The 14,370-nt window shown below is 52.9% G+C and carries 15 protein-coding genes and 1 tRNA gene; 8 read left to right on the top strand and 8 right to left on the bottom strand.

Annotated features, from left to right (window positions below; translation table 11 throughout):
* Positions 1-56 precede the first annotated feature (56 nt).
* A complete protein-coding gene (locus BM025_RS04480; protein ID WP_085847725.1) occupies positions 57-1,541 on the top strand; it encodes an NAD-dependent succinate-semialdehyde dehydrogenase in 1,485 nt (494 codons plus the stop codon).
* 23 nt (positions 1,542-1,564) lie between these two features.
* On the top strand, positions 1,565-2,941 hold the full coding sequence (locus BM025_RS04475; protein ID WP_085847726.1) for an aspartate aminotransferase family protein: 1,377 nt from the start codon (positions 1,565-1,567) through the stop codon (positions 2,939-2,941).
* Between the two features lie 140 nt (positions 2,942-3,081).
* On the opposite strand, the gene BM025_RS04470 is transcribed toward BM025_RS04475, so the two are convergent.
* The 6 genes from BM025_RS04470 to BM025_RS04445 form a co-directional block, all read right to left on the bottom strand.
* Positions 3,082-3,157: transfer RNA gene (locus tag BM025_RS04470), tRNA-Val, on the bottom strand.
* Positions 3,158-3,223: 66 nt separating this feature from the next.
* A complete protein-coding gene (locus tag BM025_RS04465; RefSeq protein WP_244515454.1) occupies positions 3,224-3,628 on the bottom strand; it encodes an HU family DNA-binding protein in 405 nt (134 codons plus the stop codon).
* A 259-nt stretch (positions 3,629-3,887) separates the two neighbouring features.
* Positions 3,888-6,293 (bottom strand): endopeptidase La, encoded by a 2,406-nt coding sequence (gene lon, locus BM025_RS04460; RefSeq protein ID WP_085847727.1) that lies wholly within the window; start codon positions 6,291-6,293, stop codon positions 3,888-3,890.
* A gap of 339 nt (positions 6,294-6,632) precedes the next feature.
* A complete protein-coding gene (locus BM025_RS04455) occupies positions 6,633-6,953 on the bottom strand; it encodes a hypothetical protein (protein WP_085847728.1) in 321 nt (106 codons plus the stop codon).
* Between the two features lie 201 nt (positions 6,954-7,154).
* The gene (gene tgt / locus BM025_RS04450; RefSeq protein ID WP_085847729.1) at positions 7,155-8,285 is read right to left on the bottom strand and encodes a tRNA guanosine(34) transglycosylase Tgt; all 1,131 of its coding nucleotides are present in this window, start codon (positions 8,283-8,285) and stop codon (positions 7,155-7,157) included.
* Between the two features lie 113 nt (positions 8,286-8,398).
* A complete protein-coding gene (locus BM025_RS04445; protein WP_085847730.1) occupies positions 8,399-8,698 on the bottom strand; it encodes a YciI family protein in 300 nt (99 codons plus the stop codon).
* Positions 8,699-8,823: 125 nt separating this feature from the next.
* Here BM025_RS04445 and BM025_RS04440 point away from each other — a divergent pair, with 125 nt between their 5' ends.
* The 6 genes from BM025_RS04440 (at position 8,824) to tpiA (ending at position 12,520) form a co-directional block, all read left to right on the top strand.
* On the top strand, positions 8,824-9,186 hold the full coding sequence (locus tag BM025_RS04440; RefSeq protein WP_085847731.1) for an SUF system Fe-S cluster assembly protein: 363 nt from the start codon (positions 8,824-8,826) through the stop codon (positions 9,184-9,186).
* Between the two features lie 248 nt (positions 9,187-9,434).
* Positions 9,435-10,082 carry a hypothetical protein gene (locus BM025_RS04435; RefSeq protein ID WP_085847732.1) on the top strand — a complete coding sequence of 216 codons (648 nt, stop codon included), beginning with the start codon at positions 9,435-9,437 and terminating at the stop codon, positions 10,080-10,082.
* On the top strand, positions 10,075-10,839 hold the full coding sequence (locus BM025_RS04430; RefSeq protein ID WP_085847733.1) for a DUF3307 domain-containing protein: 765 nt from the start codon (positions 10,075-10,077) through the stop codon (positions 10,837-10,839). The genes BM025_RS04435 and BM025_RS04430 overlap by 8 nt, the downstream gene beginning before the upstream one ends.
* A 23-nt stretch (positions 10,840-10,862) precedes the next feature.
* Positions 10,863-11,234, top strand: a complete 372-nt coding sequence (locus BM025_RS04425) for a HesB/IscA family protein (protein ID WP_085847734.1) — start codon at positions 10,863-10,865, stop codon at positions 11,232-11,234.
* A complete protein-coding gene (locus tag BM025_RS04420; RefSeq protein ID WP_085847735.1) occupies positions 11,235-11,624 on the top strand; it encodes a TfoX/Sxy family protein in 390 nt (129 codons plus the stop codon). It begins immediately after the preceding gene.
* 149 nt (positions 11,625-11,773) lie between these two features.
* Positions 11,774-12,520 carry a triose-phosphate isomerase gene (tpiA, locus tag BM025_RS04415; protein WP_085847736.1) on the top strand — a complete coding sequence of 249 codons (747 nt, stop codon included), beginning with the start codon at positions 11,774-11,776 and terminating at the stop codon, positions 12,518-12,520.
* Positions 12,521-12,596: 76 nt separating this feature from the next.
* Here the strand turns inward: tpiA and BM025_RS04410 are convergent, their stop codons facing one another.
* On the bottom strand, positions 12,597-13,772 hold the full coding sequence (locus tag BM025_RS04410; RefSeq protein WP_085847737.1) for an FAD-dependent oxidoreductase: 1,176 nt from the start codon (positions 13,770-13,772) through the stop codon (positions 12,597-12,599).
* A gap of 159 nt (positions 13,773-13,931) precedes the next feature.
* Positions 13,932-14,354 carry an RNA polymerase-binding protein DksA gene (gene dksA / locus BM025_RS04405; protein ID WP_085847738.1) on the bottom strand — a complete coding sequence of 141 codons (423 nt, stop codon included), beginning with the start codon at positions 14,352-14,354 and terminating at the stop codon, positions 13,932-13,934.
* Between the last annotated feature and the right edge of the window lie 16 nt (positions 14,355-14,370).

Raw genomic sequence — 14,370 nt, 5'->3', positions numbered from 1 at the left:
TCGGTGCGCGAGACTGTAGTCTTCCCTTATAGACCACCATCTAGCACGAGGCGCACATGTCTGAGACACTCATTCCCAAAATCGCAGCTCTGGTCGGTATCGCCGATACAGCTTTGCTGCGGGACACATCGTTTATCGGCGGCACGTGGATCAAGGCCGCAGACAATGCCACCAAGGCCGTGCACAATCCAGCCAATGGTGCAGTGATTGGCGACGTGGCCTGTATGACCGCCGAAGACGCCAAACGCGCGGCGAAAGCTGCGCAGGATGCATGGCCAGCTTGGGCTGGATTATTGCCACAAGAGCGCACAGCCATCTTACGCCGCTGGTTCGAACTGATGATCGAACATCGCGAAGATTTGGCCAAACTGATGACCGCGGAACAAGGCAAACCCATTTCCGAAGCACGCGGCGAAATTGACTATGCCGCCGCATTCTTGGAATTCTACGCCGAAGAGGCCCGCCGCCCTAATATTGAAAGCGTCACATCGCATCTGCCCGATGCCGAAGTCGAGGTATGGCGCGAACCTGTGGGTGTGGCGGCGTTGATCACCCCGTGGAATTTCCCATCGGCTATGTTGACCCGAAAAGCAGCGGCAGCGCTGGCTGCGGGCTGCACAATTGTGGCACATCCCTCAATTGAGACGCCCTATTCAGCGCTGGCGTTGGCCGAATTGGCAACACGCGCAGGTGTGCCCGCTGGCGTGTTCAATGTGGTCACAGGCAATGCGCCCGATATCGTTGGCGCATGGATGGAAGACCCGCGCATTCGGGCCGTATCTTTCACAGGATCAACCGAAATCGGCCGTTTGCTATACCGCCAAGGTGCCGCCACAATCAAACGTCTGGTGCTGGAACTCGGCGGTCATGCACCGTTCGTAGTGTTTGCCGATGCCGATTTGGATCAAGCCGTTGAAGAAGCCATCAAAGCGAAATTCGCCACATCTGGTCAGGATTGCTTGGGGGCCAACAGGTTCTTGATCGAACGCCCTATCTATGATGCGTTTTGCGATGCCTTTGCTGCACGCGCCCAAGCTTTAAGCGTTGGCATCGGCATGGATGACCCTGACATTGGCCCCTTGATGAACGCCAAAGCCGTGGCAAAACAACAAGAGCACACCGATGATGCCGTGGCACGCGGGGCACGGGTGCTTTGTGGTGGCACGAAACACCCCGCAGGCGATCTATTTTTTGCCCCCACAGTTTTGGTCGATGTGCCTGCCGATGCTAAAATTATGCATGAAGAAACATTTGGCCCTGTTGCGGCCATTGCTGCATTTGACACCGAAGACGAAGCCATTCACCGCGCCAATGACACCGAATACGGGCTTGTGGCCTATTTGCACACCCAAGACCCACGCCGCATTTACCGCGCCAGTCGCGCGTTGCGCTTTGGCATGGTTGCAGTGAACCGCACAAAAGTGACTGGCGCGCCGATCCCCTTTGGCGGAATGAAACAATCCGGTTTGGGGCGCGAAGGATCACGCCTCGGCCTCGAAGCTTTTACCGAAATTAAATACGTTTGCCGCGACTGGGCATAGGCCCAGACAGAAAGGACTCTGACATGACAACATCTTTGACGAACGACCAATTGAGCCAATGGGATCATGACCACTTTTTCCATCCCTCCACGCATCTTGGTCAATTTGCCCGCCGCGAAATGGGCAACAGGATCATCACAAGCGCAAAAGGCGTGCACATCACCGACCGCGAAGGCAAAACATCGCTGGATGCATTTGCGGGTCTTTACTGTGTAAACGTGGGCTATGGGCGCACTGAAATTGCCGATGCCATCGCAGCGCAGGCGCATGAATTGGCGTACTATCATTCCTATGTCGGCCACGGCACCGAAGCCTCAATCACCCTATCGCGGATGATCGCAGAGCGCGCGCCAGAGGGCATGAACCACGTTTATTACGGCATGTCAGGGTCAGATGCGAACGAGACCAACGTGAAACTGGTTTGGTACTACAACAACGTTTTGGGCCGCCCGCAAAAGAAAAAGATCATCTCACGCTGGCGCGGCTATCATGGGTCTGGTTTGGTCACAGGGTCTATGACGGGCCTTGATCTGTTCCACAAAAAGTTCGATCTACCGCTTGATTGTGTGGTCCACACAGAAGCCCCCTATTATTTCCGCCGCGAAGACCGTTCTATGAGCGAAGCTGAATTTTCAGCCGATTGCGCCAGCAAGCTTGAAGAGTTGATCCAGCGCGAAGGCCCAGACACCATCGCCGCGTTTATTGGCGAACCTGTTTTGGGCACAGGCGGGATTGTTCCCCCTCCCGCAGGCTATTGGGACGCCATTCAAGCCGTTTTGAAAAAGCACGATATCTTGCTGATCGCGGATGAGGTTGTCACGGGCTTTGGTCGTCTTGGCACAATGATGGGGTCAGATCACTACGGGTTGAAACCCGATTTGATCACCATCGCCAAAGGCCTGACATCGGCCTATGCCCCGCTGTCTGGCTCAATCGTGTCGGATCGTATGTGGAAAGTGCTTGAGCGCGGTACAGATGAAAACGGCCCCATCGGCCATGGTTGGACCTATTCTGCCCACCCGATTGGTGCAGCGGCTGGCGTTGCCAACCTGAAACTTTTGGATGAGTTGAACTTGGTCAACAACGCCCGCGATGTTGGCGCCTATCTGAACACAGCTATGGCCGATGCACTTGGTGCTCATGCCAATGTTGGCGAAATTCGAGGCGAAGGCATGATGTGCGCGGTTGAATTTGTCAGCGATCGCGATGATCGGGTGTTTTTTGACCCAAGCCAAAAAGTCGCGCCACGCATTGTCGCCGCTATGCTGGACCGCGGCGTCATCGCGCGCGCCATGCCACAAGGCGACATCATCGGCTATGCCCCGCCGTTTTCACTGACCAAAGCGCAAGCAGATGAAATCGTCACCGCGACAAAAGCGGCAGTAGACGAAATCTTGTAACTGTTTTCTGAAAAATATAGCGCTGCGCATCATGCAAAATCGGCAGATGCGCAGCGTCCGACCCAAGCGATTTGACGCAGCTAAACAGAACGTTGAGCCAACGGCACGTGATTGGGATTTAGGTATGATACGGGGGTAAATGGTGGGTCGTGAGAGGCTCGAACTCCCGACATCTTCGGTGTAAACGAAGCGCTCTACCAACTGAGCTAACGACCCGCCGTGGCGCGGTATTTAGACTGAGAATGGATGCGATGCAAGAGGCATCACATCCTTTTTTTAGCTTTATGCAGCGTCATCCTCTGCGCCATCAGATGCGGCGATGCCATCCCCCTCAGCAGAGGGTGTTTTGTCTGCCAACATGCCCTTGGAGCGGCGCAATTTGGTAATCAAAATAAATGCATTCGAGATTTCTTTTTGGCGATTGACCGACAGCTTACCTAAAGGTGGCACGTTCAATTCGCCGCCATCTTGCAAAATATCGCCCATTTCTTTGAGCAAAGCTTCGATCACCTTTTTAGCCTCGCCTTTTTTAACACCAGAGGCATCGGACACACGTTCGATCAATTCTTTCTTGCGAACACTGTTCATCTGGCTGTCTGGAGCTTCAATTTGCTCTGCGGGTGTCGATATGACCGCCGTTTTTGTGTCTGTTTTAGGATCTGAGGCTGACAATTTAGAAGAGACCATGAGAAAACCCTTTAATGATTACTTTTGTGGGCACAATAGCCGCTCATTCTTGCTGGTTGCAAATGACAAATTATTAAAACACAGGGGCGGAGCACCGGTCGCAGCACCTTACGGCATGCTGGCGTCACTGGTAGCATACAGATGCCTAAATAAACCCCGAACTGTCACATAAAAAGGCGCCTCACGACATGAGACGCCTTTCTTTATTTTTAAATTATACCACACAGCGCAGGATAAATACCACACGATGGGCATCGGCTTAATGCGCGACGGGCACTTCAACTGGGGCTGGCGCAGTGGCTTTGGCCAAACGTGCAGCATCATCAGCCTCGTGATCCCAATCAATAGGCTCTGGTGCGCGCACCAAAGCGTGTTTGAGAACCTCAGACACATGGCTCACCGGAATGATTTCCAAGCCTTCTTTGACGTTGGCAGGGATATCCGCGAGATCTTTGACGTTTTCCTCAGGGATCAGCACGGTAGTGATACCGCCGCGCAAAGCCGCCAAAAGTTTCTCTTTCAAGCCACCAATCGCAGTCGCATTGCCACGCAACGACACTTCGCCCGTCATAGCAATGTCTTTACGCACCGGAATTCTGGTGAGCACAGACACGATGGTGGTGACCATAGCCAGCCCCGCAGAGGGACCGTCTTTGGGCGTTGCGCCATCAGGCACGTGGACGTGGATATCCAACGTGTCAAACACAGGCGGTTTCAGACCAATTTCGGGCGCGATAGACCGCACATAGCTGGAGGCTGCATCGATGGATTCTTTCATCACATCGCCGAGCTTCCCTGTGGTTTTCATCCGACCTTTGCCTGGCAAGCGCAAGGCTTCGATCTGCAACAAATCACCGCCGACCGACGTGTAGGCCAAGCCGGTAACAACACCAATTTGGTCTTCTTTCTCGGCCAAGCCATAGCGCATCTTTTTGACGCCCAAGAACTCTTCGAGGTTGTCAGAGGTCACCGCGACAGAATCCGTTTCCTTTTTCACGATCTTGGTCAAAGATTTCCGTGCAACCTTTGCCAATTCACGTTCCAAATTCCGCACACCAGCTTCGCGGGTGTAGTAACGGATGATGTCAGACACAGCGCCATCAGACAGTGAAAACTCTTTCGCTTTCAGCCCGTGGTTTTTGATCTGTTTTGGGATCAAATGCTGTTTGGCGATCTCTGCTTTTTCGTCTTCTGTGTAACCAGACAATGGAATGATTTCCATCCGATCCAGCAACGGCCCAGGCATGTTGTAGCTGTTGGATGTGGTCAAGAACATCACATTGGACAGATCGTATTCGACTTCCATGTAGTGATCCACAAATGTGGAGTTTTGTTCAGGATCAAGCACTTCCAGCATTGCAGACGCGGGGTCGCCACGCATGTCTTGGCCCATTTTGTCGATCTCATCGAGCAAAATAAGCGGATTGGTTGTCTTGGCTTTTTTCAACGCCTGAATGATCTTACCGGGCATAGAGCCAATGTAAGTGCGGCGGTGACCGCGGATTTCAGACTCGTCACGCACACCACCCAAAGAGATGCGAATGAATTCACGCCCCGTGGCTTTCGCAACAGATTTACCAAGCGACGTTTTACCCACACCAGGAGGGCCAACAAGGCACATAATCGGGCCTTTTAGCTTTTGGCTGCGCTGTTGCACGGCAAGGTATTCAACGATGCGTTCTTTGACCTTTTCCAGACCGTAGTGATCTTTATCAAGCACCTCTTCGGCGCGTTTAAGATCTTTTTTCACGCGCGATTTCACGCCCCATGGAATGGACAGCATCCAATCCAAATAGTTGCGCACAACTGTGGCTTCGGCTGACATTGGGCTCATGGATTTGAGTTTTTTCAACTCAGCCGCAACCTTTTCAGCCGCTTCTTTTGAGAATTTGGTTTTGGCGATTTTTTCTTCGAGTTCAGCGATTTCATTCGCACCCTCTTCACCGTCACCCAATTCCTTTTGAATGGCTTTCATTTGCTCATTCAAATAGTAATCACGCTGCGTGCGTTCCATCTGGGATTTCACGCGGGTTTTGATTTTCTTTTCGACCTGAAGCACAGACATTTCGCCCTGCATCATGCCGTAGATCGCCTCAAGGCGTTCCTCAACCGACAAGGTTTCAAGTAGGTTTTGCTTTTGAGCGACTTCGACACCCAAATGGCCCGCCACGAGATCGGCCAATTTGCTTGGGTCTTTCGTGTCGTCAACAGCTGTCAAAGCTTCTTCAGGGATGTTCTTTTTGACCTTGGCGTAATGCGCGAATTCTTCGGCGACAGAGCGCACCAAAGCTGTGACCGCAGCAGGATCACCTTCGACTTCGAACAATTCGGCTGTTGCTGCTTCAAAGAAGCGGTCATTTTCAACGAAATCGGTGATCTGAACCCGCTTTTCGCCTTCGACAAGCACTTTCACAGTGCCATCGGGCAATTTGAGCAATTGCAGCACATTGGCCAAAACGCCCATGCGGTAAATGCCATCAGCTTCGGGATCATCAATGGAGGGATCGATCTGCGCGCTCAAAAGGATTTGCTTGTCTTGCGACATCACTTCCTCAAGGGCTTTGACCGATTTTTCACGCCCGACGAACAATGGAACGACCATATGGGGGAAAACCACGATGTCGCGCAATGGCAGTACGGGATATGATTGAATTTGCTCGTTCATCTCTTGTCCTTATTTTGCAAAAAAGCCGGATCCCGCTTGGCGGCAATCATGGGCCCTTTCCTGACTAGGTTAATCACATTTGGGGCCTGCGCCCCTGATTTCAACCAAGTACAGTTGGATTTGCAGCCAGTTTGCCCGCCTTGTGCGCGGCCCGCAAGCGTAGAAATGCTGTAAATTGCCCCGAAATCACCAAGTTTTGCGTAACCTTTGCGTTTAAATGCACAATTTCGTCAACGGCGCGTGTGTTCACCTTAACGTCAAGTACGCTATTTGACTAAATTAGTTGGTTTTTGAATCATCTGTTTAAAAATTTAACCAGATAACGGGCTGCGATTGAGGCTATTGGGCACTTAAATTAAGAGCACAGTACGCGATGTGATGCGTATTACTTGACCCTGTCTTTGGGGGCGTGGCCGTGTGTGTGACGGGCAATGTGATATTGGGCGGTGTGATATGGGGCCTGGTGCAATTCACTTGCACCATAGGAATATGATCAAGAAGATTACGATCAGGGCTTTGCGTGCTATGAATACCTGTCGGGCTTAGCCCCTTGGCCTGCGCCGCTTTGTTAGGCAAGGCTGCGGACAAATGCAGCGTTGACGCCAAAACACTGATGCCAAATAATCCTCCGGCAAAACCCCAAACTTTTAAAACCTGCATGACAACACCCTTTCACTGATGCCCCATAGCTACGGGTCAGTTTCGGCGTAATTGTGGCAGATGCGCGAAACATAAAGACAAGGTAAACAAGGTGTTAACAGGTAAAATTGTCGGAAAATTTACCTAAAATACGAAAGGCCCCGCATCACCTGCGAGGCCCGTATTACATTTCGGTTTAAGCGCTACTCTCAAACGTAGCCCCTAAAGCGGTTCAATGTCTCCAGCAGCGCGCACAGCATGAAAATCAGCTTCCCATGCGGCAAACGTGCCCGCCGCAATCGCATCGCGCATCCCTTGCATGATCTCTTGGAAATAATGCAGATTGTGCCACGTCAAAAGCATGCCCGAGATCATCTCATGCGAGCGGAACACATGGTGCAGATAGGCGCGTGAATACTGCGAACACGCGGGACATGTGCAATTTTCATCCAAAGGGCGCGGATCATCGGCGTGACGCGCATTCTTGATGTTGATCGCCCCATGCCGCGTGAACACCTGTCCATTGCGACCAGAGCGCGACGGCAAAACGCAATCCATCATATCGATGCCGCGTTTGACCGCGCCAACGATGTCATCAGGCTTGCCAACGCCCATCAAATAGCGTGGCTTGTCTTGCGGCAGATAATCAGGCGCGTAATCCAACACGCCAAACATCGCCTCTTGCCCCTCGCCCACAGCCAAACCGCCAACAGCGTAACCATCAAAGCCTATATCGGTCAGGGCTTGAGAGCTTTCTTCGCGCAGCTCTTGTGTGACGCCGCCTTGCATAATGCCAAACAGCGCATGTCCGGGACGATCGCCAAAAGCATCGCGCGACCGCTGCGCCCAGCGCATCGACATGCGCATAGATTTGGCCACATCTTCCTCAGTGGCGGGCAACGCAGGGCATTCATCGAAACACATGACAATGTCAGAGCCGAGCAGCTTTTGGATTTCCATAGACCGCTCAGGCGTGATGACGTGCTTTGAGCCATCGACATGCGAGGCAAAGGTCACGCCCTCTTCCGTCAGCTTGCGCAGGCCAGCAAGGCTCATCACCTGAAACCCGCCACTGTCGGTCAAAATAGGCCGTTCCCAGTTCATAAACTTGTGCAGACCACCAAGGCGATCAATACGTTCCGCAGTCGGGCGCAGCATCAAATGATAGGTGTTGCCCAACAAAATATCCGCGCCTGTGGCACGCACACTTTCGGGCATCATCGCTTTTACCGTGCCAGCCGTGCCCACAGGCATAAAGGCCGGCGTGCGAATGTCGCCACGCGGAGTGGAAATAACGCCCGTGCGGGCTTTGCCATCAGTGGCATCGAGGGAAAATGAGATTCGTTGTGTCATGGGCAAGGGATTACCCCCAATTGGCGCGCTGGACCAGAGAGGCTATCATACAGAAGGCCGCAGATGACCCAATTCGCCATATCGTCCACACATCTTGCCCCTTCATCGAAGTATCAAAGCCCTGCGACTGTCCGGCGTGGTGTGAATTCGGTGAGGATGAGTGTTATCAAGCCATGGGTCACAAATGGGTCTCGTGCGAGGAACTCTTCCAATAAGCCGCGCTCAGGGGCCGTTGCCAAGATTGATCCACCAGATCGTGGCACCTTGGGACCAGAGGCCAAAAAGAACCCACGCGCATAGCCTTCATCCACAAAGGCGAGATGCGCCTCTAGATATGGCGCGACCTGATCCAGTGCGACCTTGTATTCGATATCAACGTAAAAGAGATTTTGATCGGCTGGAATAATCGACATATAAGCGACCCTTTGCGCATTATTTTAACCTTGGATACCCTTGCAATGACAAAAGGCCAAGTCGGGGACTGGACCTTGCCTCAGTCAAACCCTATATCTTTGGTCAAGTTTACACGAGGAACGCTATGACAGACTCAGACGCCCCCGTAGAAGGCACACCGCTGATCAAACCTTCCAGCACTGACCATCCGCTTCACGAAGCTATCGTCGAAGCTTGCAGGTCTGTGTATGATCCAGAGATTCCGGTCAACATCTATGATCTCGGGCTGATCTACACCATCGACATCAACGAAGAAAACGCGGTGCATGTGATCATGTCACTCACCGCGCCGGGCTGTCCTGTGGCAGGTGAAATGCCTGGCTGGGTTGCCGATGCGATTGAACCGTTGCCCGGCGTTAAACAAGTTGACGTCGATTTGGCGTGGGAACCTCCATGGGGCATGGAAATGATGTCTGATGAAGCGCGTCTTGAACTGGGCTTTATGTAAGCGCTCGGTCTTACGGCTCAATTAAGATTTAAAGCGGTCCTTCGGGGCCGTTTTTGTTTTTCTACCCCTGCTATATGCTTTGGCTTGAACTGCGCTCAGACTTACGCGCAGCCTAATTAGGGTGCAAACACACATATGCAATCCATTTAGGATGCGAAATACAAAACGCAGCCTATTTAGATTGCGAAATACAAAACGCAGCCTATTTAGATTGCATATAAACAAACGCACCCTATATTGGATGCATCATGACTCATAAAACACGCATAATAGCCGTTTTAACCGGCGATATCGTCGGCTCCACCGCGCTGGGCCCTGAAAAACTCGAACGGGCGTTCGACGCCTTGCGTGACTGCGCCGAAATGCAAGCCGAGTGGATGGGTAAGAGCCTGCACTTTACCCGCCATCGCGGCGACGGCTGGCAAGTCGCACTGGCCGAGCCAAAATATGCACTGCGGTCTGCCATTCTATTTCGTTCTTGCCTAAAGTCGCTTGGAAAAGAATTTGATACTTACATTGGGATCGCTGACGGCAAAGCCTCAAAAGAAATCAGCACCGACCTCAACAAAGAAACGGCAGGCGTTTTCATCATATCGGGCCAAGAATTAGAATTCATAAAAAAAGGAAAATGCATAGGCCGCATGCATTTTACACGCAGTCATCCAAGCGAACCATTTGCATTACTTTATGATTTAATTATTGAAAGCTGGACCTCGGTTCAGGCCGCAACCATGTACAAATATCTAAGCTCCCCCACTTCAGGATTTATAATTTCCGATCTAGCTGACGCCCTAAAAAAGTCACGCCAAACTGTGTCAAAAACTTTAAAATCGGCGGGATATGAACATATAAACGAAGCTCTCTTACTTATGGAAATGAAAGCCACCAATGTTTGAAACCCTGTCCGCTCTCTTCTTCGCCCACGTCCTAGCAGACTACGTGTTTCAGACCGCGAAGATGGTTCAAACTAAAGACCGTTTTGGCTCCATGGCCTTGCACACAATAACGGTTTATCTTTGTGCCGTTGTCGCTCTGGGGTCTATCGCGTGGCAAATCGCTGTCCTTGCTGGGCTGCACCTTGCCATAGACGCTTTGAAAGTCCTCTGGGTCAAAACCCGTGACGATGATGGGATCAAACCCTATTTGGCCGACCAAGTGGCACATTTCATCACCATCGCCGCCATCGCAGCTGTGGCCCCCACCCTTTGGGCAGATGGTATTTGGACCAAAGATTTGGCCCAAGGCGGCCTGTTGGACATCAGCGCTTGGGCACCCAAGATGATGTTGCTCACCGCAGGGGCCATCTACACCACCCGCGCGGGCGGCTTTGCTGTGGGTAAATTGATGACACCCTTTGCGGCAGGCGCGCCAACCGAAAGCTTGCCCAAGGGCGGCATGATGATTGGCATATTGGAACGTGGGTTGATATTTTTGATGTTCCTCGCTGGACAACCCGCAGGCATAGGCTTTTTGATCGCGGCGAAATCGGTTTTGCGCTTTGATGCAGCATCAAAAAACGAGAAAGCAGAATACGTGATCATCGGCACTTTGGCCTCGTTCAGCTGGGCGATTGCCATCGCGATCTTCACACTTGCGATCAACAATGGGTTAAACGACGCGCCGCTTCTTGAGATCATGGCCGCGAAAGACTAAGTTAGCCCCAAAGGAGAACGCACATGTTCGGTATTCCAGGCAAACAAGCGGTCAGCATCACGGCCAAAGCGGCAAAGCAGATCGCGAAATTGATGGCAAAAGACGGCTCAAAAGGCTTGCGCATTGGTATCAAAAAAGGTGGCTGTGCGGGCATGGAATATACCATGAACTACGTGCAAGACATTGATCCGATGGATGAAGTCGTTGAACAAGACGGTGCGCGGGTGATGATTGCCCCTATGGCGCAGATGTTCTTGTTTGGCACTGAAATCGACTATGAAGTCTCGCTGCTCGAAGCGAGCTTTAAGTTTCGCAATCCGAATGTGGTCGATGAATGCGGCTGTGGCGAAAGCATTAAGTTCGACGAAAATATTCCTGCACAAAGCGGCGTTTAAGTGCCTGCATCGCCAGAACTTATCGCCCACGCCCGTGATCTTTTCGCAGATATAGGCGAGATCACGGTTGGCGGTCTGTTTGGCGGCAGCGCTTTGTACGTCGAGGGCGATGTGATGTTTGCGTGCATCATCGCCGGTACGATTTACATGAAATCCGACGGGACCACACAAGCAGATTTCATCAACGCTGGATCAGCCCCTTTCACCTATCCAAAAGCAAATGGCGAAACGATTGTCGCATCGCTGATGTCACTGCCCGAAAGCGCCAGTGATGACCCAGACGAGGCCCGCGATTGGGCGCGCTTGTCCTATGCGCCCGCGTTGAAAGCGACCGAAAAGAAACGCATCGCGAAAGCGCGTAAAGCTGCCCAAAAGGCCGCTAAATCTTAAAAGCCGGGCTGCGCGTAAGATCCTCCCCGCCCGCAGAGATAACTCAGTTAAAATAGTCTCGCAAAAGCGCAAACAAAGACTGCCATGTCTTGACTGTCCCGCCTGCGCTGCAATGATGCGCAAAACAGATTTTAGGGGAGAGCGGCGCAATGGCACGCAAGTTGGCAGCAGGCAATTGGAAGATGAACGGAACACGGGCAAGCTTGGCCGAGGCAAAAGCACTGGCCAGCCAGTTCCCCGCCCCCAAGGTTGGCATTTTACTCTGCCCGCCCACAACATTGATCGGCGCGATGGCACAGGCACTCAATGGCACAGCCATCCAAACCGGCGGCCAAGATTGTCACCAAAATACAAGCGGCGCACACACGGGCGACACGTCGGCCACGCTGCTGGCGGACATTGGCGCGACCTCTGTGATTTTAGGTCACTCAGAGCGCCGCGCTGATCACGGTGAAAGTGATGCGCTTGTACGGGCAAAAACCGAAACCGCGCTGGCGGCGGGCCTTGTGGCCATCGTCTGTGTCGGCGAAACGCTGGCACAACGCGACGCAGGTGAGACGCTTGATGTCGTACGCACGCAACTGCAAGGATCGCTGCCTGACACCATCGACGCAGATAAAATCGTTATCGCCTATGAACCCGTCTGGGCCATCGGCACTGGAAAAGTTCCGACTTTGGATGAAATCGCGCAGGTGCATGCAGACATGCGCAGCACGCTCAAAGCGCGTTTTGGCGCCGATGCAGACGCCCTACCCTTACTCTATGGCGGGTCTGTGAAGCCCAGAAATGCGGCTGAAATTTTCGCTGTGCCCGATGTTGACGGCGCACTGGTTGGTGGCGCATCTCTAAAAGCCGCTGATTTCTCAGGAATTGTGACCGCGCTAGAGCAAGTCTAATCAGCAAAATGCCCCCAAAGATTGGTGGCGCGCACAGAACAAGCTGCGCGCCCTAAAATGGGCACGCTTTGCTTTTTTAGGGCGCGGTGACGTCGACATCATACAGCCAGCTGAATTTATCGATCACGGCCCGTGGTGCAATCGCCCCGCCCAATCGCAGCGCCATATGCCCTGCCACACGTTTTGCCCCACGCAAATGATAGTTACGCGCATTGCCATTGGCGACGTCGATCACCCGTGCCGCCCGCGCATGACGACGTGATTGATACGCTGGCAACGCCTGATCCAAGGGCAAGTTTGCCAAACAATCGGCCAAAACCCATGCATCTTCGAGCGCCAAATTCGCGCCTTGGGCCAAAAAGGGCAAAGTCGGATGTGCTGCATCGCCAATCAATGCGGTGCGTGCGCCATACCATCGCTGAGCCACAGGATGACGAAACAACCCCCAGCGCGAAACTTTGGTGACGCGAGACAGCAGACCTGTCACCCCTCCGCCAAAATTCGAAAAGTGATCCATCAGTAACGCGGGATCACCCACATGGTGCCACCCCTCATCAGTCCATTCCGCGCGCTCTTCAACAGCAACAATGTTAATCAACGTGCCGGCGCGCAGCGGATAGCACACAACATGCTTGCCCGCCGCCATATGCACCAAAGCGGCTGTTTCTTCGCCCCCGAGGGCAGGCACGGTGGCGCGCCATGCGGTTTGCCCAGTGAAAAACGGCTCAGCGGCCCCATTCAATTGTGTGCGCACTTTTGAGTGCAACCCATCGGCCCCGATCACAACAGAATGAGTGGCCTGCTCGGGCGCGGTATCAACCCCGTTTTCAAATAGCACAGATACGGAATCCGGTGTTTCCACGACATCGCGCACCGTATGGGACAGCTTAATTTGCACCCCAGCCTGTCGTGCACCATCGGCCAAAAGATCAATCAAATCAGATCTGTGCATCAGTAAAAACAAACTATCCGGCTTGTAGCGCTTGAAATCCATATGCAAAACCGTGCGCCCAGAGAGGCCATCCACCAAAGACACACCGTTCGAGCGCATCGCCACAGACCCCGCATCCAGCCCCAGCGCGGTTAAAACAGCCACGCCGTTTGGTGAGATTTGCAGACCAGCGCCCACTTCGGTGATCTCAGGCGCGCGTTCATAAACCGTCACCTGCGCGCCGCGCAGCGCCAAAGCTCGCGCCGCCGCCAAGCCAGCAACGCCAGCACCCAAAATTGCGATATCTTGTCCGATCAACATAAGCGACCTTTCTGGCAGTCATCTGGGGGCAAATGCACAAAGCAAAACACCGAAGCGCTTGCCTCGGTGTTTGACATATTTCTTATGGTGCGTCACCTGCGCGCAATGCCGCGCCATTTGGCAGCAAAACACAAAGCAAGCGGTCCAAACCGAGCCAGATCAATCGTCGCGATGGACTTTCTCACGGCGCTCGTGACGCTCTTGCGCCTCAAGGCTCATCGTCGCGATTGGACGTGCATCCAGACGTTTGAGCGAAATAGGTTCGCCAGTTTCTTCGCAATAGCCAAACTCGTCTTGGTCAATGCGACGCAGCGCTCCGTCAATTTTAGTAACAAGCTTGCGCTGGCGATCCCGCGTGCGCAATTCAAGTGCGCGATCGGTTTCTTCAGACGCGCGGTCTGCGACATCGGGAATACTGCGTGTGCCATCTTGTAGACCCTCAAGCGTGTTACGGCTTTCGTCGAGCAATTCAGCTTTCCAATTTTCCAATTTGCGGCGGAAATATTCGCGCTGGCGCTCGTTCATAAAGGGTTCGTCCACAGAAGGACGATAATCATCAGGCAGGGTTAATTCGGCCGTCATATTGCTCACCTCATTG

The organism is Pacificibacter marinus, assembly GCF_900109555.1.
Taxonomy (GTDB): Bacteria; Pseudomonadota; Alphaproteobacteria; order Rhodobacterales; family Rhodobacteraceae; genus Celeribacter; species Celeribacter marinus_C.
This window is presented reverse-complemented; position numbering and strand designations above follow the sequence as displayed.